General features: G+C 45.3%; 18 protein-coding genes. 9 read left to right on the top strand and 9 right to left on the bottom strand.

Features of this window, described 5'->3' with window-relative positions; genetic code table 11:
* Positions 1–386 precede the first annotated feature (386 nt).
* From ACOTW6_RS10970 to ACOTW6_RS10935, 8 genes are all read right to left on the bottom strand, one after another.
* Complete coding sequence (locus ACOTW6_RS10970; RefSeq protein ID WP_106105704.1) at positions 387–1,568, bottom strand: restriction endonuclease; 1,182 nt, start codon at positions 1,566–1,568, stop codon at positions 387–389.
* Positions 1,569–1,672: 104 nt separating this feature from the next.
* Complete coding sequence (locus tag ACOTW6_RS10965; RefSeq protein ID WP_421766250.1) at positions 1,673–2,800, bottom strand: PD-(D/E)XK nuclease family protein; 1,128 nt, start codon at positions 2,798–2,800, stop codon at positions 1,673–1,675.
* Positions 2,801–2,858: 58 nt separating this feature from the next.
* Positions 2,859–4,697: a DUF262 domain-containing protein gene (locus ACOTW6_RS10960; RefSeq protein WP_106105702.1), complete on the bottom strand. Its 1,839-nt coding sequence runs from the start codon at positions 4,695–4,697 to the stop codon at positions 2,859–2,861.
* Between the two features lie 58 nt (positions 4,698–4,755).
* Positions 4,756–5,511: a M48 family metallopeptidase gene (locus ACOTW6_RS10955; RefSeq protein ID WP_001290572.1), complete on the bottom strand. Its 756-nt coding sequence runs from the start codon at positions 5,509–5,511 to the stop codon at positions 4,756–4,758.
* Positions 5,508–8,792: a type I restriction endonuclease subunit R gene (locus tag ACOTW6_RS10950; protein ID WP_421766257.1), complete on the bottom strand. Its 3,285-nt coding sequence runs from the start codon at positions 8,790–8,792 to the stop codon at positions 5,508–5,510. The genes ACOTW6_RS10955 and ACOTW6_RS10950 overlap by 4 nt, the downstream gene beginning before the upstream one ends.
* Before the next feature lie 52 nt (positions 8,793–8,844).
* Positions 8,845–9,528 (bottom strand): YecA family protein, encoded by a 684-nt coding sequence (locus ACOTW6_RS10945; protein ID WP_421766249.1) that lies wholly within the window; start codon positions 9,526–9,528, stop codon positions 8,845–8,847.
* Entirely contained in the window at positions 9,525–10,751 is a 1,227-nt protein-coding gene (locus tag ACOTW6_RS10940; RefSeq protein ID WP_271447403.1) for a restriction endonuclease subunit S, read from the bottom strand. The genes ACOTW6_RS10945 and ACOTW6_RS10940 overlap by 4 nt, the downstream gene beginning before the upstream one ends.
* On the bottom strand, positions 10,741–12,264 hold the full coding sequence (locus tag ACOTW6_RS10935) for a type I restriction-modification system subunit M (protein ID WP_023293989.1): 1,524 nt from the start codon (positions 12,262–12,264) through the stop codon (positions 10,741–10,743). Before ACOTW6_RS10935 ends, ACOTW6_RS10940 begins: the two co-directional genes overlap by 11 nt.
* Positions 12,265–12,595: 331 nt before the next feature.
* Between ACOTW6_RS10935 and ACOTW6_RS10930 the strand changes: the two genes are divergently transcribed.
* The 9 genes from ACOTW6_RS10930 to ACOTW6_RS10890 all read left to right on the top strand — a co-directional run bounded on the left by ACOTW6_RS10930 (position 12,596) and on the right by ACOTW6_RS10890 (position 21,708).
* On the top strand, positions 12,596–13,723 hold the full coding sequence (locus ACOTW6_RS10930) for a hypothetical protein (protein WP_089529615.1): 1,128 nt from the start codon (positions 12,596–12,598) through the stop codon (positions 13,721–13,723).
* Positions 13,724–13,871: 148 nt separating this feature from the next.
* The gene (locus tag ACOTW6_RS10925) at positions 13,872–14,993 is read left to right on the top strand and encodes a tyrosine-type recombinase/integrase (RefSeq protein ID WP_049017472.1); all 1,122 of its coding nucleotides are present in this window, start codon (positions 13,872–13,874) and stop codon (positions 14,991–14,993) included.
* A gap of 138 nt (positions 14,994–15,131) precedes the next feature.
* Positions 15,132–15,320, top strand: a complete 189-nt coding sequence (locus ACOTW6_RS10920) for a helix-turn-helix transcriptional regulator (RefSeq protein ID WP_049017471.1) — start codon at positions 15,132–15,134, stop codon at positions 15,318–15,320.
* A 24-nt stretch (positions 15,321–15,344) separates the two neighbouring features.
* Complete coding sequence (locus tag ACOTW6_RS10915; protein ID WP_214575101.1) at positions 15,345–15,947, top strand: hypothetical protein; 603 nt, start codon at positions 15,345–15,347, stop codon at positions 15,945–15,947.
* Positions 15,948–16,006: 59 nt separating this feature from the next.
* Positions 16,007–18,607, top strand: a complete 2,601-nt coding sequence (locus tag ACOTW6_RS10910) for a hypothetical protein (RefSeq protein ID WP_421766248.1) — start codon at positions 16,007–16,009, stop codon at positions 18,605–18,607.
* Positions 18,608–18,869: 262 nt separating this feature from the next.
* Positions 18,870–19,796 (top strand): helix-turn-helix transcriptional regulator, encoded by a 927-nt coding sequence (locus ACOTW6_RS10905; protein ID WP_049042961.1) that lies wholly within the window; start codon positions 18,870–18,872, stop codon positions 19,794–19,796.
* A complete protein-coding gene (locus ACOTW6_RS10900) occupies positions 19,789–20,196 on the top strand; it encodes a hypothetical protein (protein ID WP_021536926.1) in 408 nt (135 codons plus the stop codon). Before ACOTW6_RS10905 ends, ACOTW6_RS10900 begins: the two co-directional genes overlap by 8 nt.
* Positions 20,189–21,076, top strand: coding sequence for a GTPase family protein (locus ACOTW6_RS10895; RefSeq protein ID WP_063160729.1), 888 nt, complete (start codon positions 20,189–20,191; stop codon positions 21,074–21,076). Before ACOTW6_RS10900 ends, ACOTW6_RS10895 begins: the two co-directional genes overlap by 8 nt.
* Positions 21,077–21,246: 170 nt before the next feature.
* Positions 21,247–21,708, top strand: coding sequence for a hypothetical protein (locus ACOTW6_RS10890; protein WP_021536924.1), 462 nt, complete (start codon positions 21,247–21,249; stop codon positions 21,706–21,708).
* 62 nt (positions 21,709–21,770) lie between these two features.
* On the opposite strand, the gene ACOTW6_RS10885 is transcribed toward ACOTW6_RS10890, so the two are convergent.
* Entirely contained in the window at positions 21,771–22,163 is a 393-nt protein-coding gene (locus ACOTW6_RS10885) for a hypothetical protein (protein ID WP_021536923.1), read from the bottom strand.
* Positions 22,164–22,524: the final 361 nt, after the last annotated feature.

Raw genomic sequence — 22,524 nt, 5'->3', positions numbered from 1 at the left:
TTAATTCCGTTGAAAAGGATCGTTGTTTTATTACGTGAGGGTCAGAAATGAAGGTTGTTGATTAGCAGAATGTCAGGCACAAAAAAACCACCTTTCGGTGGTTTCACGACACTGCTTATTGCTTTGATTATTCTGCTTTTTCCCATGGTAGCCGGAGTGGGACTTGAACCCACACAGCGCGAACGCCGAGGGATTTTAAATTCTACGCAGGATCAATGAGTTACATAGCAGTGCATTGCGAAACTTTGCTGTAATTGTTTACTCATTTTACTGTAATTGGCAGTAAATAGATAGACTTGGATAACTTTGAGCACAGAATCTGCACAGGTAAGTCCTCCTCTCACGGAGGCCTACCTGTCCTTTGCTATATCTATATGACTGCAAAGTTACGAGTTTGACTGGAAATCTTCAATTATCTTCTGATTGTAATCATCCAGATACTTTTGCAGTTCATCCCTGTCGATCAAACGTACCAAGGCTGATTCAGCTAATTCTTTGGCAGAGCGTGTGAAGTAGGAATTAGTCACAACCATCGCCTCATCACAACCATAGAACGTTTTAGCCGAGATCACCTGCTGCACCGCCGAGTTACCTACAGAACCAGAATAATTTTTCGCCTGAATAACCATATCCTTACCAAATCGAGTGACGAAAAGATCTGCACCCTGATCTTGCGTTCTCTTGGTTTCTTTGACGTCATAACCCATAGTCTGGAATATTTCCACGAGGAAATCTTCGAACTGGAAACCATCCATTGCATCAACTAAATACATGGTGACGAATTTATTAGGGTTAAAATGCTCAAGGCGTGTAGCTAATCTATCAACCAGAATATCAAAATAAATACGTTCGCACACTGCCAAGTATTTTTGAACTTCCTCAAATAAAACCAAAGGGACACCAGGCGTGGCCTCCGCTTTTTCATTGAATTCTACTGATGAGAACTCTATATTATTACTCCATATATAGAATAGAAATAATGAAAGATCTGCCCGAAAAGTGGTGCCCGCTTCCTCAATCCATGACTTCAAGGATTCAGTAAGTGTAGATTTAATATGCCGTTTAACTTCCTTAGCGAAACCATAATAAAGAGCGTTAAATGACGTGGTAAGGAGTAATTTATCTAATAGCTCAGGTAACTCCTCAAGCTCATTGAACCCTTTTCTGACCAACACCTCACGGAAAAGTTGTAATTCGGAGTATGTGCCATTATCTGTTGAGAAATCTGCATCAGATTTATTATTATGTGAGAATCTGGAAGTGTAAATGAAGTTAGTAAAATATGGATCTTTTAAATTGGAGTATTTTTCGAGAACATTTTCAAGCAATTGATTAAGCTGAGTTTGTTCTTTCTTTTTCCCAAATAGATCTTTAAGAACACCCTTTGAACGATACTGAAATTCGGGATAAAACGATGGATTCAATGGTGTCATACGTTGTATATCTATTGCTTGTGAGGTCGATGATGCTGAACCCCATGCAGACGTTTTTACAGGCGAAACTCCACTACACCATGGACAATTAATCTCAAAAGTCGTTCTACTGCAAGTATCACACTGATAAATCATTTGAATATTCTCCTTTTATTCCAATATCTGTCTATTCGGCGCTTCAATTACCAGCCTAATAATCCACAATTTAAAAAAGATCGTCATCACTCAGTCATATTACTTTATGTTCTTATTTTTGAGTCCATCCACTTAGTCATATCCTTAAGAAGAACCAGTGCATCTTTTTTGCTTCTCGTATTCCCCCAAAAACTCAGTTCAAGCACTTTCCCCTTCCCAGTAATTGATACTTCATAGTCCTCAGGGCTAGCTGTTGGAATGAAATCTCCAGCACCTAAAGCAACTCTTATTTCTTCTTTTAGTGCATTAACTTCAGGGTAATCATCTGAATGTATCCAGCCATATACGTAGAACTCAGCTTCATCTCGTCCATCCTCTGAAGGGCGATAAACTAACGTAATTCCTGTTTTACCTTGCCCCCAGCATCCCGGCATCAGATGAATTGCTTTATAGTAACCCTTCCAGTTATTAATACCTGTTGCAATATGAATATCAGGCAATACCTCTGAGACAACCGATTTAGCTTCCTCGGTGATAGCATTTTGGTACATTTCCAGCAGTTGAACCGATTTTATCAAAGCTGAGAAATTTTCAGTGACAAACTCCACATTTTTATCAGATACCTTATCCATACTAACCTCACTCAATTTTTTAAGATGACTTAAAAACTCCTGATAAAAAACAGTCCACTTGCTGAATTCTTGATTCATCATCTCCAACCCCAGACGTCGAATGGCGGTTTCCAGCAGCAGTGAATAATTGATCAGTTGCCAACCGTCTACGCCTTTAGCACTGTTACCGTCAGGCTTTAATATACAGCGAAATAGTTTTTGATTGTTGCCGCCGTAACTATCAATGAGACTTACATAGCTGGGAAAAGGATTATATGTATCAGCCAGAACTTTATGCTCAATACCTATGATGAATTCATCATGTCTGATAAGAATATCAATATATTTCCCATCTTCTGTTCGGGCCTCTCTCATTAGCTCCAGAGAAGTGAAATCAATTTCATCAACATCGAGGGAATCATCCAGGCAACATAGCAATGCTTTGAGCAACCATGGCGGCACCATTTTCTGGGCTCCCATAAACAAAGCCATCAAATCCGATGTTGGATTTTCGAGATATCCGGAACCACCCAATTCAAAAAAATTGAATTCAACATCATCCTCAACCGAAATGCCTTTCAGTTGTTCAATAAATTCGACAAAAAACGTTTCAGAACGCAATTCAACCTCCTTTTAAAAATCATGATGCCATTACAGATTAATTAACACCCTAACCTTGCTATAAATTATGTTCCCAAATATTCTCACAAATTATTTTATACAAAGACTGTCGTTCATCGACATCTTGTTTTTTAAATGAATCATGTGGCTTAAAAGGCAATCCGAATACATTTCTCAACTGATTGAAATTAGGGTTATTCATATATGCCAATGGGCATAACGATTTAGCCAGGAGATTCTCTTTAATGTAATGAGGTTGCTTTTGATCGTAACACAAATCACCATATGACTGGTTTGAGCCTCTAGGTAATAAAACCAAATCACCTAAGCGATTTCTGTAATTGTTAAATTCGTGCTCTTGTTCAAACTCATCAGAGTAACGTTCATATTTATCGGCCCAAATATGCTCGACTTCAAATGGCTTACCGTGTTCCGGCTGATAATATGTAATGAAGGTTGTACTCATTCCGGCTTGTTGCTCAACCCACGCAGTTATACGAGAAAGCAAAAACTTCACAAAACGATAGTTTTGACCATGGAGACGAAACTCTTCCATTCCTGCAAAAGTATCTGACATTTCGGATAACTTCTTAGATAACAAATCTTTTAATTCTTCAATACTTTTACCACGAATCTCTTTAACAAGACTGTACATTGTGTAACGAATAGAACTGGCAGAGAATTTTCGGAAATTAACAGAACGACGAACAACAAACGTTTCAATATAGCGCGCCACCAGGTTTATTTTGGCTATCACAGCCTCAGGACTGTCACCTACATTTAATGGAGCCAACATCAAAGGGAAACTTAAAGTAGGTGCAATACCCCAATGATGGATATAAAATACATATTCCAGTTGGTGCGTTAATGCTCTCTCAGCATTCAGTATTTGTGTATAGGCATTCAAATAAAACAAAAAGTTTTTTTGTATAAATCGTTCGAATGTCTCACCATTATCTGGGTCCAATCCCACTGCCTGAAGATTATCTCTAACCCAGCTATGAAAACGCGTACCTATTTTTTCAAAGTCTTCATTTTTTGAACCAGCTTTACCCGGGCGTATTGTATCAGCATATTGAGCACGCAACCATGACTGGAAAAAACGTTGGTCTTCATCTTTGTCATAGTTTTTTAAATCCATCATCGCTTTTTTCCAGAGTTCATTTGCCTTTTGGCGTTTATCTCCCTGATGAAAGCGTGAAAGTAAAAAACCTTTAAGCATTTCGGACGGAGTAAGATTCAATCCTCGGTCATTCATAGTCTCAAAGATGGTATATGCGTTTTCATCTGAATAGGCAACTATCTCAACCATAATAACGTTATACTTAAGCCAGTCGATAAAAAAAGGAAAAGCCTGACCTTTTAATTCATCAGGAAAAGCATCTGTGATATTCTGATATCTCTCCACCATGTTATGGGTTGACTCATCATCCCCATCAACTAAACTATAGCTACCAAAATTAAACAATGCTTCCATGCAAGGAATTCTGTCTTCAACTACTATATTGAATGATTTGCTGCCACGTAGCTCGGAGAAAATCATTGATTCTATTTTCTCTTCATATTTAAGTTCTTTCTGAAGGTTATGGAGGTAAATTAGAAATAAAGTTAATGAAGTCAGTCGTTGCTGACCATCAATAATACTCCGTTTTCCATCTTTACTACTCACAACAAATGGTCCTAAGTAATAATTATTGTAGTTTTCACCCTGCTCCCGAGAATCACCGACTGTGTATTCATTGAGAAACGCAGATGTTAAGTCTGTAACCAACTCTTCAATATGTTTCTCACCCCAGCTATACTCGCGCTGAAAGTAATCAACGGTATATTTTTGCGCATTTAGAACATCAAACAAATTACAATGGCGTGCTTCAATTTTATTATCTAACTTACTCATTATTATACTCCCTGCATTAACGAGACTGACCAAACCCTTAAGAACCCATATTGATAAGTTACATATCAGCCAACAACATCCCCGCCATACCATCCAGTCGCTTCTTAACCTTTTCCCAGCCCGGCATAACCTGCCCCATCAGACGGTAAAACTCCTCGCTGTGGTTGTGCTCAGCCACATGGCATAACTCATGTAGCAAAACATAATCGATACATTCTGAGGATGCCTTAACCAGCCATGGATTCAGAGTCAGACAGCCTTTTGCTGAACAGTTGCCCCATTGCGTTTGCATCGCCCGCAGACGTATCGGAGGACGCTCACTGACCCAAAGGGTCTGCGGAATCAGTAAATCAAGCCTGCGCTGAAAAACATCTCTGGCACGTTCCCGATACCATTCAGCCAGCAAGGCTTTAATCTTTTCTGCCGATTTGTGTCTGACAGTCACTTCCAGACGCCCACGCAACATTTTCACTCGTTGCGGCACAGTAGCGTCTTCTGTCACTTTCAACTGATATTGCTTACCGAGATAATAATGGCTTTCTCCGCTGACATACTGACGCGGAACAATGTGTGTCTGTTGCTCCCTGAAATCACGCAGTTGCTGGTATATCCAGCGCCCTCTTTTTTTCAGCGCAGACAACAGCTCGTGCTCCGGTGTTTCTGGAGGTACAGAGACAATAACCCGGCAGTCCGGATGCACCTTGATGAGCACCCTGCCCTTTACGACCTGACGCGGAACACACTGTACGACGATGACCTCATCACCATAGACAATGCGTAACGCTTTCATTGATGGCGATTCTTTTTCACTCATGATTTCATCAAACCAACGCGCAGTATCTGGATGATGGTTTCCACAATACGGTTAACCTGATTCATTCCGGCACCAATTTCCCGGCAGGCCGTAAACAGCAGTGGTAGCAGACTTGTCTTAACGACTTTCTCAATGTCCTGGGGGTTCAGGGAGTTTTCTGCCACCGCTTTGACGATAATGTTGTCCACTTCAAAAGCCAGCTTGGTCCACTTATCCTGCACCTGAACGTCGTTTACCGCAAAAACCTCAGGTAGCTCTTTTTTAAATACACCGTAATACGCCTGAGCATGCTTGTTTACCGCCAGTGCATCCGGGATATCGCTGAGCTTACGGGCTTCAACCTGTTCTTCAAATTCACGGAACAAAAGGTACTGTTTCAGCGGATGGTCAAACAGTTTTTCAGCCTCTTCGATAGCCATACGCAGGAGTTTTGAAAATGCCTCCTGAGCATACGGGTCATCACGCAATTCCTGCTCAATCATCTTCGTCACGCGGGTTTTAATGATGTCGGTTTCATTGCGGGTTTTGTTGCTGTCCCACTCTTCGGGCTTTTCGCTCTTGCCCATTTTACCGACTTCATACACGCCATCCGGTTCACGAACCTCAACGCCGGTGACATGCTTATCCAGCAGTTTTTTCACCTGCTCAGCGTAGTCGTCATAATTGACCTGCTCCCCGCTTACCTGCATCGCCCACTGGCGCAGGCTGGACATCTGTTTTACGGTTTCTTTATAGAGATTTCGGTCTTGTTCCGTAAAGCTCTTGTCGGTGAAGAAGGTAGCGGACTGCAGTGCCACTTTCAGGCATCCGGCAAAGGCCGTTAACGCCTCGAAGAAATCATCACGGGTTTTCTGATGGATATCGACCATCTCTCCGTCACGTTCTTCCATTTTAGGCACCAGTACCGCACGTAACTGCTCAGTATCATTTTTGTTTTTAACACCGGCAAATATGGCCCACAGCTGGTTATACAGATGCGGTAGACGCTTGTATTCAGAGCTCATGGCGCTGTACAGCCCGTCAATATCCTTGATGTCGTATCCTCCCTGCGTTCGGGAGGCGAGGTCCTGATATTTGCCGATAGTCGTGTCCAGTTCAGCCAGAATGCCGCGATAATCAATCAGCAGGCCAAACTTTTTCAGTGGATGCAGTCGGTTCACCCGGGCAATCGCCTGGATAAGGTTGTGGGACTTAAGCGGCTTGTCGATATACAGCACGGTATTCTTCGGTTCATCAAACCCGGTGAGCAGTTTATCAACAACAATCAGCAATTTGAGCTTATCATCAGTATCGAAACGACTGATGATATTGCGGGTATACACAGACTCATCCTGCGTGCCGACATTATCCTTCCACCATTTCGTCACTTCCGGCAGTTTGCTTTCATCCACCTCGGTGTTCCCTTCCCGGGTATCCGGCGGACTGATAACTACAGCTGATTCAAATAATCCCGCTTCATCCAGATACTTTTTATACTTAATTGCAGAGATTTTACTGTCGCAGGCAAGTTGCCCTTTCAGTCCCTCATCAATGTTTTTCGAGAAGTGTGTGGCAATATCGAGAGCAATCAGACGGATGCGGTCATCTGCACTGTAGACCTCACCTTTACGGGCATATTTACGTTTAAGGTCGGCTTTTTGCGCTTCGCTTAATCCATCGGTAATACGGTCAAACCAGGCATCTATTGCCCGATCGTTAACCTCAAGGTCGGGAATACGTTCTTCATACAGCAAAGGTGTAACGGCTTTATCTTCTACCGCTCGCTGCATGGTATAAGCCTGGACAATCGGCCCGAATTTATTGGTGGTCTTATCTTCTTTTAGCAATGGCGTACCAGTAAATGCTACAAAGGCGGCGTTCGGCAGTGCCAGTTTCATTCGCACATGGTTCTCACCACCCTGGCTACGGTGTCCTTCATCAATCAGAACGATGATATCGGGGCTGGTATTGACGCATTCAGGAAGTTTTGTCGCTGAATTAAATTTCTGGATTAGGGTGAAAATGATGCGTTCTTTACCGGAGCCAATCTGTTTCGCCAGCATCTGCCCGGATGTCGCCATTGCATTGGCTTTGTCTTTTTTCCCGGCCAACTCGCCGCCGGATGCAAAGGTACTGCTGAGCTGTTCTTCAAGATCGATACGGTCCGTCACCACCACGATACGACACCGCTTCAGGCTGTCATGAAGAATCAGCGCCTTGCTGAGGAACACCATTGTGTACGATTTGCCAGAGCCGGTGGTATGCCAGATAACACCACCTTCCCTGCCCCCATCGGGTCTGCGGGTACTGATGCGCTCCAGCAGTCTTTTAATACCGAACACCTGCTGATAGCGGGCGACAATTTTCCCGGTCTTATTATCAAACAGAGTGAAGAAGCGGGTCATCTCCAGCAGACGTTCCGGCGAAAGCAGGCTGATAAGCAACTTATCCTGTCCACTGACAGCCAGTTCACCGGCGGCGATTAACTGCTGGTACCAGTCGAGATCGGCTGATGGACGATGATCAAACAACGCATGAATTTGTTCAGTCGATAACTTATGGTTGCGCAGCGCATACATCTGCGCGTAAGTAATATCTTCTTCGCGCCATGCCGCCCAGAATTTCATTGGTGTATGACAGGTACCATAGCGTCCGTCATGCCCGTTAATTGAAAGTAATAACTGGCTATAGACAAACAGCTGCGGGATTTCATCGTTGAACTGGTTGCGGATACTCTGGGATATCCCCTCGTCAATGGTTGGCCCTTTCTTGCCATGACCAGCCGGGCTTTTCGCTTCAATAACAGCCAGCGGGATACCATTAACAAAGCAGACAATATCTGGCCTCCGGGTTTCAACACCACCTGACCGCAATACCGTAAATTCTTCAGTAAAATGGAACTGGTTATTTTCCGGATGTTCCCAGTCGATCAGCGCAATGGTGGGGTTGACCTTCTTGCCATCGACAAACTCCGTGACGGCGATACCGTAGAGCAGATGGTTATACATCCGTTCATTGGCTTTGAGCAGCCCTTCATTCAGCGCCGGAGAACAGACCTGTGATATCAGGTTATCCAGTGTTTTTTCCGATAACTGGCAGGTTTTGCCACCCGCCATAAAGGAACGCTTCGACAGCTCTTCACGCAGAACCGGACGCAGCACCACCTCATCCTGTTTATAGCCCCGGTAATCCATAATCTGTTTCGGAGATAAAAACGTCCAGCCGAGGCTGGTCAGTAACGTCAGTGCCGGAATTTTGGCGCTGTATTCTTCCTGGAATTTTGGCGTGTACGTCTGGTTCATCATTAATCCTTTTCTTTCTGGCGCTACTCGCTACTGGTCACATGAAGATTCATCAATGCAGACAGCACTTCTTAAATTTTTTACCGCTGCCACACGGACACGGGTCATTTCGCCCGGGCATGTTTTCTGCCCCCTTCACTGGAACAGGCCGGGATGATGCCTCTGACATTCTCACTGACAACCAGTACTGATAAAGTGCCAGTGCAGCAGGCTGAATAAGGGAAATACTTTTCTCAAACTGCTCTCCGGTCATTTTCTCAAGTACAGGAAAATTCTTCTCCACGCCATGAAGAGCGATCACTTCCAGAGAAGGCCGTAACTCACCGGGAAGACCAGACCAGTAATCCAGTGACTTTCCTTTCATATAACCAAAACACCACTCTTCCACAATGGTATATTTTTCCCCCTTTACCTCACGCTCATTGAAAATCGGTTCAAACTGTTCAGGGGCCTCATACAGGCAGCCAGCGATATCGTTCATATGCTGAAAACACAGCCCCACAAAACGCGTCATCTCTTTTTCGGTGGTCCAGCGAGGGTGGTAATCACCTCGCCCCCAGATAGCACTGAGCCAGGTATTAGGGGAAATCGTATTCGGGCCAGAGACAACCGCCGTCAGGAAGCCATCCAGCTCAGAGAAACAGAGTACAGAGTCATCATTGCCGTATTTCAGCAACACCTCTTCCAGCCAGTCGATTTCCCGGTCAATCAGCGGCCCGCTTTTCGTCAGTTTCATTCGGCAACCGCCTCATCGACCTTAACACGACGTTTGCCAGTCAGTAGCTGTTGCATCAGGGCTTTTTTCTCATCTCTCAGGCAGGCGAGTTTTTTCTCCAGCGTGGAGATTTCGGCATCGGCGACGGACAGGACGGCGGCGATTTTTTGTTGTTCTCTTATACTGGGTAAGTCTAGTTCAAACTCTTTAACCATTCCGGCGTTTAGGTTGGACTGTGTACCTTGCTGGCCTTGTAGTTTTATTTTTTCTTTTAATGATGTAAGATAGAAATATAAAAACTCATAATTTAAACAATCTTTTGGTCTAATACCCAAGATTGCCTGCGAAGATGTTAAATTTACAGCAGCAATGCTGCATTCACCTATAGAAGCATACATAGCATAAAGAACCGAGTTTTTTGGATATATTCTTGCGGATGAACTGTTCAATCCTAATTCAGTCAGATATTTTTCAGTTGTAGCAATCCACTTTCCATTAGATGTCATATCAGAAATAGATACCCATGGGATATTCCCGCCATAATACTCTTCAACCGTTGATTTCGGAGTACCTCCACTGTTCATATCGGCTATCGCACCCAGTTTTACTCTCTTCCACTCCCCACTAAACCTCTCCCCATTCTCATCCAGCAGGCGTTTCTTCCCGGTAAGCAATTGCTGCATCAGGGCTTTTTTCTGCTGCTGGCTGTTGACGAGAAGCTTTTCCGTCACCGTAATTGCCTTATCCCAGGTGGACAGGATTTGAGCAATTTTCTTTTGTTCAGGAAGGGGGGCACACAGAACTTTAACTTTACGTAGCTCTTCTAGTGAAATTTCCTTAAATGTACTCCCTTTGCTCAAGGAATTAATATAATTACGTAATTTATCCATCGCAAATTGTTGATGGTAAAACTCATTACATTGATCACCAGATACTGATATCCGTGCTGTACCTTGCGTTAAATTCGCTTCTAATAAATTAGAAGGCACTATGGCTGTCTCGCCAATGTTGCCTCTCAAGGAGAATATAATATCCCCAGGGTGCACAGCTGAACGTCTGTACTTATAATGTATTTCAGGCGCTGTCCTCTGCAGTGACGCAGGATCAATAGCCCCTCTAATGTCAGAGCTTTTTATATAAGGTATTCCATTAGGAATATGTGGTCCCGCCTGAACAATTCCATAAGATATTTTTTCTTTTACAATATCCGACAACTGTTTAAGCATCCAACCTTTAGGCACCATAACCTAACTCCTTCAAATAACCTGCCATCTCCGTTTCCAGTTTCGCCAGTTCCACCTTCAGTTGCTCTCGCGCTTTACGCACGGCCAGCAAATCGACCTCTTCCTCTTCCTCAAAGGTATCAACATAGCGCGGAATATTCAGGTTATAGTCGTTGTCCTGAATCTCTTTCAGGCTGGCAAGATAGGCGTATTTCTCGACGTTATCGCCATCACGGTAGGTCTTGACGATTTTCTCGATGTTTTCTGCGCTGAGCTGGTTCTGGTTTTTACCTGCCTTGAATTCACGGCTGGCATCGATAAACAGCACCTTGTCATCAACTTTCTGCTTTTTGAAAATCAGAATCGCAGCCGGAATCCCCGTACCGTAGAACAGTTTTTCCGGCAGACCAATTACCGCATCCAGCAAATTTTCGTCGATCAGTTTCTGGCGAATTTTACCTTCGCTGGAGCCACGGAAAAGCACACCGTGTGGCACAACTACGCCCATACGGCCAGTTCCCGGTTTCAGGGTTTCGATCATATGCGAGATAAAAGCGTAATCTCCTTTAGTCTTCGGCGGTACACCGCGACGAAAACGGCCAAACTTATCGTTCTCGGCCTCGTCATGGCCCCACTTATCGAGGCTGAACGGTGGGTTAGCGGTCACGATATCAAACAGCATCAGGTCGCCATTTTTATCGAGCAGCTTCGGGTTACGAATGGTATCGCCCCACTCGATTTTATGGTTGTCTTCCCCGTGCAGGAACATATTCATTTTCGCCAGCGACCACGTAGAACCGATCGCTTCCTGACCGAACAATGCATAGTTACGACTATCATGCCCGGAGACAATTTTACGCCCACACTTCATCAATAATGAACCGGAACCACAGGCTGGATCGCAGATGGTATCACCCGGTTGCGGATCGAGCAGTTCTGCAATCAGGTCTGAAACTTCTGGTGGGGTATAGAATTCCCCGGCTTTCTGCCCGCCGCTGGCGGCAAAGTTTTTAATCAGATATTCATAGGCATTACCGATAACGTCCAGCGTACCTACACGGCTCGGCTTCAGGTTGAGATCTTCACCGGCGAAGTCTTCCAGTAGCTGACGCAGGATGGTGTTCTTCTGTTTTTCTTCACCCAGACGGTCAGTGTTAAACGAAATATCCTGGAACACGCTTTTCCCGGCATCTTTCAGTTTGGTGCCGTTGGCTTCTTCAATAGCGTGTAGTGCCTGATCAATACGCTCGCCGTTGCCCGGCTCATGGCGACGCTCGTAAAGAGCATAAAAGCTGGCGCTTTTCGGCAGCACAAAACGCTCGTTAGCCATCATCGCTTCAATCAGTTCCGGCGCATCACCGTACTGTTTTTTGTAATCGTCATAGTGGTCCTGCCAGACATCCGAAATGTACTTAAGGAACAGCATTGTAAGGATAAAGTCTTTATAGGTGTCAGCACTGATGGTGCCACGGAACGTATCGCACGCGGCCCACAGGGCTTTGTTGATCGTGTCCTGACTGATTTTGTCGTTCATGAATCATCCTGGTCTGAAGAAAAGCTAGCGATGCAAAACTTTGCATCGTAAAAAATTGTGGTAAATGATACCTCAAGAAACGCCCCTGGACACACCTGAATCACAGTATCTTTAGGGGGATTGTCCACCTGATACCGACAGATGACTTGCTGATCCCCTCATGTTTGCAAGTTAATAAATTATAATGATATTAGCAGGATAGACTCGATGTAAGCTATGGTGTAAAACTGCCGTTGGGGTAAATAACCTACTCATGCTCTTGTAATCACAGCACTACCTTGCAAACCTCCATCAGAAAAAGGGTTTCTGACCTAAATAAACGAGGCACATTATGTTTGAAAACTATCCTAAGCCGCCTAAACGAGAACAAAAAAACGCTGACCTTCTCGCTAAATATCAGAAAGACATTGATAAATTATCCGAAATATTCACTGAGGATGATTTGCTACACCTGATGACACAAGAACAACCGGATGGAACACGTAAGATGCGCCCCTCATTAGCCGCTATCGAGATTTTCGCGCCCTCCGCATTATTGTCCAATTATATTAATTTTTTTCAGTATACTGATTACCTTGAGAAATGGTGTGTACTGCAACGTGAGGAATTCAAAGTGCTGGCCATTAATATCTACGGCCATAATTCGAATAAACAAAATAAAATCCCTGATAAAACTTTAAAGGAAATCGATGCATTTTTGAAGAGCTTACTGAATAAGGCACCCAACGATCCGACACATCCGATTTTCACATTACTAAATATTCTTGATACACTTGTAGATGAAAAAACGTATCAAAGTAACAAACCCTACATCTGGAATGGTAAGTTTTCGATGCACATTCATAACAAAGCACTCAAAATTTCCCACAGAAAAATCATAACCTATATCAAATCCTCCGATTTCACTAATTCACTCCCGAAAATTTCAAATCTGGAAGCCCAGGATGCTGCCCTCCTTTTTTTTGCAAGATTTTGTGATGAATTTTATTTTCACTTTCTATTGCAAATATTAGATAAGATGAAAAACTCCGGGCTTATTAAAGATAATTGCCTCAACCACCCCGCCATGTTTCAATTGATTACTCTTGCAATGTTACCCCATGAGGTCATGCAACACTTTATTAATGAAAAAGACACTGCAATTACATTAACTAGTCCCGACCGATTTGTTATTGATGAAACCATCCCCAGAAACAAAGAAAACCTGACAGGGATCCAAAAAAACATAAACCAGATTTTATACAAAACATATATTTACATTGCACTGCTTATCTTCCCAGAATGGAAACCCACAGCCAAAGAAATCATCCTTTTTCTTGAAGGTAAAAGTAAAACCGTTAAAGGATTATTAGATCTAAAATCGACAGCTCTGGGACTACCTTCAAAGATTAACGATGTGGGTCGCCTCAGCAAAAATGAATATGTCACCCGATTACTATCACTTGCTCAGACTAAATGAACTCATAGAGTCACGACCCGCAGAGAAAGTTCATCTGTAGATAAAAAATACAGTTCTAAATTGAAATGATGAACTGTGAAAATGACAACTCGCTATTAGCTCATCTGACATCGTATTTTTCCTGATACACATTCACAGGAGAACTACGATGTCCATTATTGACCTGCGTTTCAGCACCAAATCACTTCAGCAACTGCCGCATCCGACGACTGGCTGCCAGGAATACCGCGATATTCACTGCCCCCATCTGAGGGCGCTGGTCTATCCCAATCAAATCACGCTCGCGTTTCGGGCGACCATCAACAATCAGCGTATTTATGAAACGCTTGGGACGTTCCCACATCTCGATATTGAAGATGCCCGTCTGAACACTATGATTCGGCTTGGTAATAAAAAACGCCTGGCCATACAGTCCCGCCGTCATACCGTCGAACAGGCTATCAACGAGTTGTGGATTCCTGATATGCAGTTATATAAGAAAAGTCCCCAGTCTGAGCTATCGAAGCTCAATCGCCATATCCGACCCTTCTGGGGGAAGCGTCGCCTCTGTCATATCACCCCAGGGGAAATCGAAAAATTCGCCGCTGGCCTACGACCGAAATTAAGCCCGGCAACAATAAACCGCCTTCTGGCTCTGCTCTCGAAGATATGCTCTCTGGCTGTACGCGCTGAATGGATAAATCATTCTCCGATGACCCACGTTCGTTATCTGAAAGAGAACAACGTCCGGTATCGCACACTTTCTGCCACTGAAATTCCATTATTTATTGCTGCCGCTGAGGCCCTGAATACGCCCGCTGCTGATGCCATATTGCTCGCACTCTATACCGGTATGCGTATTGGTGAAGTTTGTACCCTGAAGTGGGAATACTGGCATCCCGATGCTCAGCAGTTGCTTCTCCCGGATACGAAATCAGGGCACCCATTCACCTGCCCGCTTGCAAATCCCGCAGTGGCTATTATTCAGCGACAAGCACAACTGGCACTCAGCACGACCTGGATTTTCCCGCGCATTACCGACACGACTCGCCAGTTGAGCTATCCGCGTGAAACCTTTACCCGGATTTGTCGGGATGCTCGCGTACAAAACCTGCGCATGCATGACCTTCGCCGGACGTTTGCCACCCGCGTGCTACAGGCAACCAGCGATATCGCCATGGCCTCCCGTTTACTGAATCACCATTCACTCACGGCCACCCGCCGGTATGCCTTTCATAATGCAGCAGACTCTCAGGCGGTAGTATCACAAGTTGTTGATACATTTAAATAAAGCAAATCTGACAGCATGAGCTGTGAGTTTTATGGCGTGTAATCAAACTGCGCAGCTCGTATGGTTAGAGCACACCACTGCAGGGCCCGGCAGTGACTGATAAAACCCTAACGACTTTTAGCTCAGAGGAGCCCTGATATGTACATAAATAGCAAACAGCTTGCTCTCCGCTGGGGCGTTTCACCCAGCTCTATTGCTAGCGACGTGACCCGTAACCCGAGCAAGCTCCCTCCGTTCATCCGGCTGGGACGTGCGATCCGTTTTCCCATTGCTGAGGTGGAAGCCTGGGAAAAACAGCACATCACAAATACACAAACTTCGCGCTAATTTGACTTTCAAGGAGTAAAAACAATGAAAACCTCAAAAATACTCAGCTTTGACTACCTGGTTAACGCCAGCGACATACTTATCCCTGTCTCTGATGTCATCAGCATCAGTCTCGTTGAAAACCGTCTCAATTTTATTAGTCGGGCGTGCCGCCTGCTGCACACCGAGTCTTTTGATACGGATGAAGCAGCGAAAACTGCGTTTAACACCTATGCCCGCAACTTCGAAAGTAACCTGCCTGAAGAGGCTGTCTACCGGGGTAATAACTGCATTGCCCGACTTAAGTTCGTCTACGGCATCAGCCTGTTCCAGAACGCAGAGCGGGGTATCCTGACGCTCACTAACCGTTATGGCGGAACGCTCGTCAGTGAATCAGCCAAACCTGACACTCTTGATGAGGCATTTCAGGAACTGGCTACCACTCTTGGTGGTCGCGAATTTGAAGGAATGGGCTTTCGTTGGTTGCATGCTAATTGTCTTCTCTCCTCGCGACTCTTGCCGATGGTAGAAAAGACCCCGAATGGCGTCGTCATTAAAGTCAACGATAACTTCGTATCTTTCGTAGCAACGAAAGACGAAGAACAAAAAGAACAACTGTTTGCTGAGATTCGTACAGCCCTCGTCTGATTTCCCCTTACTTCTCGGTGCCAGTAATGGCACCGCTCACCTGAATAAGAGAAGCCCCAATGTTTGACATGAATGCGCTGCTCGCAGATGCGGCGGGAGTGACGCAACCTGTCGCCCGGTCAGCTAAAACACTTGATAACTTTCCGTTAATACCTCAAAAGTCAAAAAATCGACTGGACGTCAGCAGCGAGCTACATCTAGATATCGGCTTTGATACTGAATATGTCTATAACCCACATACAAAGCAAAACGACATTCTGTCTTATCAGAGCTATGTCGTGCTGCCTGATGGAACGGGTGTTCCCGGAATCCTGTACCCCGCCAGCGCCCACAAAAAAGATCGCCTGTCGCTGAAAAACTTTCTCGCGAAAACCCTGACGCCACTATTGAAGAATGAGCAGATTAACGAATGGCCGGGTTCGATTACGCTGTATGCTCATTTCCTGCGGGCTGATGTTGCCTCGTTTGCCGATTTCTGGAGCGATCACAAAATATTGCTGAAAGGAATTCGCAGTACAGTCAGCAGTTTTAAAAACCGCTACGGTATTGATTTTGATGAAGTCGAAACTCGTCGTGAAAAAAACAGCCTAATCATGTTTGATAAACGGACCAGCCCGCCCCGTTGCAGCAATGTGACGTTCACCGATACGTTGTTGATCACGCCGGGTGGGATGGGGCTGGCGGAATGTGGCCAATTACTTGGCCTGCCGAAACTCACCATCCCAGCACCTTATTCAATCAGCGATATGCGCCAGTATTTAAAAGGCGATCGACGCGGTTTCGAAGCTTATGCAGTTCGTGATGCCGAAATTGCCGTGCGCTATGCCTTACAGGTGAAATCGTTCTGCACTGAAAGTCTGATGATTGAGCGCGTCCCCACCACGATTGGTGCGATGGCAGTTTCCCGGTTTCTCAAGACCATTAAGGAAAGCGGCCAGTCTCCTGAAGTCTGTATGGGTACCCGGACAATATCGCAACAGTGCTGGAATCCGGATACTCATGGATTCAGAACGTTAAAATCGACGCAGAGTATACCCGCAAGGGAACTCTATGAGACGTTCGCCATAAACTGCTATCACGGCGGTCGAAATGAGTGCTTTATGATGGGCATCACCCCTGAAAGCCAATGGTATGACTACGATTTGGCAGGCGCATACACCACAGGCCTGTTAGATGTTTTGCAACCCGATTATGACAATCTTTATACGAGCCAAAATCCTGAGGAATTTTGCGGACATACCATGGGATTTGCGCTGGTCAGTTTTAGATTCCCCGACACAGTACGTTACCCCTGTCTGCCTGTCAGAACCGACCAGTACGGATTGTTTTTCCCTTTGACAGGCGAGTCATGGGCGACCGCCCCGGAAATAGCCCTCGCACTGTCTCTGGGTGCGGAAATAGCTATTCAGCACGGTATTATAATCCCATGGCGTCAATATAAATCTGATAATGCCTCGTCCCCGACAAAACCAGCAAGCTCCGTGTTTTTACCCTTTGTGCAACAGGTTCGCGAAAATCGTAATCGCCATGATAAAGGGTCTCTGGAGGAGAAATTCTGGAAAGAGATCGGAAATTCTTTGTATGGAAAACTCGCTCAGGGTCTTCACGCAAAGACTGCATTTGATACCGCCCGTGGGCTGAACAGCCCTCTGCCGCCTTCGTCAGTCACCCAGCCATTTTTTGCTGCACATGTCACGGGATTTGTCCGCGCGGTGGTGGGCGAGTTGATGAATGCACTTCCGCCGAATGCAACCGTGGTCAGTGTGACTACAGATGGTTTTCTGACAGATGTCTCTCTCGAGAATATCGATATGTCTGGTCCGCTATCTTCACGTTTTCAGGCGTTATGCGACATTGCGGATCCGGGCTCGTCCATGCTGACCTGTAAACATCAGGTCCGACAACTGGTCGCCATGAAAACCCGGGGGCAGTTGACCTATAAGGAATCAGAAGGCTTCCCAATCGTCCACGCACGTGCAGGCGTTAAACCCCCTGCTGATATTCCACGCGACGGCTATAACCGTTATATGGTAGATCTCTATATGAACAGGGCTCCGGGTCAGAAACTTCGCAGGGGGTCACTCATTTCAACCCGTGATATGTGGTTGAATGAAAGCGATCTGGTCGCTGTTGAGTCCGAGATCAGGTTAAACCTGGAATTCGACTTCAAACGCCAATTGATAACACCCACTATGAATGAAGGGCATTTGTTAATGCATTCCCGTCCGTGGGATGATATGTCACAGGCACTTAAGCAACGCCAGCTATTCGATGACTGGCGGCAGACACATGCTTTGAAAGATGAAGCCGACTGGGAAGACTGGTGTGATTTCCTCTATTGCAGAAACGTTTTTACCCCACTGAAACTAAAAGTAGGACAAAATCGAAGCGATGATGTCCTTGTTCGCCTTTTCCTGCGGGCCCGGGCTCAACATCAATGGGGGCTCACGCCGGACGACAGAAAGCGACAAACCAGTGTTGAGATAGCTGCATGGCTGGTCGAAGCAGGCTACTCTGTGACACCCAGTGATGTTAAAAATGCAGGTCGGGCTAAGCTCCCACCCATTATCTTTGATTCCCTGACTGCCCGAATGAATCGCCTGATGGACCTTATAAAGCTGGTATATCCCGGCTTCGCATTGCCCTCGGCAGTGTTGTAAATCCTTCACGCTGAATACCTGTTTGCTAAGCCCACTCTCCCTGTCGTGGGCTTTACTGTTTGGGGGTAATGAGGCACCGGTAATAAAGCTGCTTCCCGCAACCAACACAACATGGACAGGTTGAGTCCACAAAAACCATACAGAAAATATATCACTGAATTTTATGGTTTTTATTTTTTAGAAATCCTGCTTCAGCCTGGACTCATCTTGTCCAGCACCCTGCTGAAAATATCCTTCCAGCTTCAATTGATTGGATGCCTGAATGGATAAGCATGACAAACTTGGGTATCGCCTTGGATTGATACTGACTCGCCTTAACAACGGTGAATCAGTCACGGTGAGTGGGCTCGCTGAAGAGTTTAATGTCTGTGATAAGACCATCCGGCGTGATCTTACGCAGCGGCTGGCTTATCTCAACCTTCTTCGCAGTGGTAAGAAATATCATCTTCCCGTTGGTGTTCTGGGACAGCGCAGCAATACTGACTTGCGCCGCTTTACGCGTATTCTGGGTATTGAAGGGTTATTTCCACGCTGGGATGACCGCCTGTTAGGCATATTGCTGGGCAATGCCGAAAATAATCCGTTTCTGATCAAACAGCGTCCCTACGAAAATTGTGGGGTTTTTATGTCAACGTTGAATACATTGTCAGACGCGATTCGCGGCAGCAAAAAAATAAGCTTTATGTATAAAGCGAAAAGTTACAGCGCCATTGAACCCTATCGTCTCGTCAGTGACAGAGGGATCTGGTATCTCGCTGCCATTGAGGGAGGAGTGCTGAAGAGTTTCGTCATTTCAGACATGAAAAAGGTTCTCCCCAGTAACGTGTCGTTTACCATGTCGCCGGAGATTCATCTGCAAATCGAGAATGCGGAAAGTATCTGGTATGGCGCAGAGCTTACTGAAGTACTGATGTCAGTTTCTGCACGTGTAGCCCCGTGGTTCTTGCGCCGCGCGCTGTTGCCGGGTCAGGAAATTATTCACACTTCCGCAAGCGGTGATTTGCTCGTGATTTCACGGGTGGCTCACTTCGGCCAAATTATCCCTCTCATCAAATACTGGATGCCCGAGGTTGAAGTTCTAAAACCAGCATCGATTCGTAATCAGGTTACGCAAGACATACGCCTTGCCCTGAAACGATACGAGCAGAATGAAAGTACGGAATCAACCGGAGATACCTCTAATGAATAAAGATGAAAAAGCGCTCGAGAATTTTTTCGAAAACATAGCAACGGACTTACTCAGCGGTCTTCTTGACGCCAATGATAATGAACAGAATGCGCATCTTAAAGCCTGGCTTGACGCGCCATTCAATGTAGTTCCCGAAAACCTACTCAGGCATGCCGAGATGATTTGCAATCACTTCAGTGCTGGTGAAAACGGTCATTTGTTAATGCACGGTATTGATGATCAACTGGCCGCAATGAACCTTTCCCGCAAGGAACGCTTCAGCCCTATGAAAAAAGGGATCGTCGGTTACGCGGCACCCCGTGATCTGGAAAAAGTGAATGCCTTGCTAAAAGTAATTATTTCTTATTACGAGTGTGCCTTAATTAAAGCGAGAATGGAGAATGGTGCTCAAGATGAATAATACAGAAACTAAAAATCGAAATCCTGTGAAGGATGCTCTTGAAATATTACCTGAAAATATCAGGGACAGTATTGCCCGACGCATCAATGACGTTATCAGTTATGAGCCGGTCATTGGCATTATGGGAAAGACCGGAGCCGGGAAGTCCAGCTTATGTAATGCGATTTTTAAGGGTGATATTTGTGCAGTCAGCGATGTCGCCGCCTGTACCCGTGAAACGCAGGAAATGCGCATCCAGTTTGGCAAACGCTCAGTGCGGTTGATTGATATTCCGGGTGTGGGCGAAAATGCTGAGCGTGACGCTGAATATGAACAACTTTATCGTGATCTGTTACCACAGCTGGATCTGGTTCTCTGGGTGATTAAAGGCGATGATCGCGCCTTTTCTGCGGATGAACATTTCTACAAAAATGTGCTGGCCCCTGCTGGCGGTGAGGCTAAAACACTGTTTGTGCTTAATCAGGTCGACAAAATTGAGCCATTCCGTGAGTGGGATGTTGTCAACGCCCGGCCTTCTCCATCCCAGATGCAAAATATCCTCGATAAAGAAGCATATATCACACAGCGATTTGGGTTTACTGACCATCCGGTGATCGCTGTCGCCGCCAGTGAGGGATACAATGTGACCCATTTGGTGGAGGCAATGGTTCGTGCGCTCCCAAAGCACGCTCAAAGCGGCGTTGCGTCTCAGGTGAGAGACGAGCACAAAACCCGTACAGTTACAGAAGAGGCAACGGAAGGATTTGGTGATACCGTTGATCGCGTTCTTGATGATATTATTGATAATACCCTGCCAGCGCCTTTGCGCGTGGTCGTAAAAGCCGCCAAAAAGGCCGTAGTCAGTGGATTAAAAAAGGCCTGGAACTGGATTTTCGGCTGAATATATAAAAACATAGCGGGGGCGATGGCTCCCGTGTAAGTTATCTCAGGTTAAGAGACACAACCTAACCCGAAGATCCCACAAGGTTTTCAAATTATATCTGTAAAGCTAAGAATGGTGGTTTAGCTTTGCACCTGGAAGCAGAACCACCTATAAGGACATCTCCCCCCATGAAATTTAAATATCTTGCGTTATCCCTACTCGTAAGCTTGCCTGCCCTGGCTGAATCATCCCTTATTGCGTGCAGCCCTAAAGACAAAAGTGGGGATGACTCTGCAAGTATTTGGCCGAGTCCCTATTTGTCACAAAACAAACTCTGTTTCAACATAAGTGCCAATTCAGGTAGTACGTGTGTTGCTAACGGGAAAAGTACTTCCTGGTTTACTGAAGCCGTAATTGTTGATATTGATGGCGAACCACAAGGACGGGATGATACCTGGTTCCGGGTTGTACATCCCATAATCACTGATGAAAAAATAGAGTATGTGATCGAGGGTTCAAGAGATAAAAAAAATTGGGGGGGTGTATCACATGTCTCGATTAACAGACTTACGGGAGAAGCGGTAGACTGGTTTATCGCCGACCAAGGTGGAACATCTTATCAGTGTCATCTGGAAAAACGAAAAATCTGACTGGCATTATATTGTGCCTGAAGAATACGGGAGCTTATGCTCCCGATATTATTCTTAAGGACTCAGAGTTTAACAAGTCCTGCTTTAAGAGCCAGACGGACACATTTATTGGCTTCCTGCATAATCACCTCCTGTGGATATCGGTTCATTTCCCGATATCCATCAGATTTAGCCATGCGACCTTCCATTCCGGCATTATCCAGGACGGTTTTCCAGGCATCCCGTATTTTCTTTGAATCCTTTTCTCCCACGCCCCCCGACAGCGTTCCGAATAACTCTTTCGTATTGTTATTGAGATGTTTATATTCAGCAGCGTCCGGGTCTAATAGCATGGCCATTTTTGTTGATTGTCGGGTCGCTTCATAGCAGAGCCCTGCCGTTTCAAGCGATATTTTGGCTGCAAACGAGGTGGTAGAAAATCCTATAACAAAAAATGTAATAACAATCTTTTTCATGATATGAAGCCTCGGTAAATTATGCGTGTGATATATATGTCAGACGAAGGGTAATATGAGGGAGGGACAGGTTATGTCCTGGTTGATAAAAATATTTCGATACCTCGTTCTTAGGGGGTTCCAAAAATATCTGCTTTCAGCCGGTCTGTATTATCTGGCATTAATAAAAAACCCTCAGATACCCTGTCTGACGCGCTCTCTTATCAGAGGGGCCAGTCGCACTTTGCCGGGTGCAATCACCTCTGTTACGGTTTCCACTCTCAATAAGTCACGCTGCCCTGTGCGATGGCACACGGAAAACTGCTGGCAAATGTCATCGACTGACAGGGTATTGCCCGTATAAAGCTGAAGTAAGATCCAT

The organism is Enterobacter cloacae complex sp. IR5403 (assembly GCF_049238705.1).
GTDB classification, from domain to species: domain Bacteria; phylum Pseudomonadota; class Gammaproteobacteria; order Enterobacterales; family Enterobacteriaceae; genus Enterobacter; species Enterobacter hormaechei_C.
This window is presented reverse-complemented; position numbering and strand designations above follow the sequence as displayed.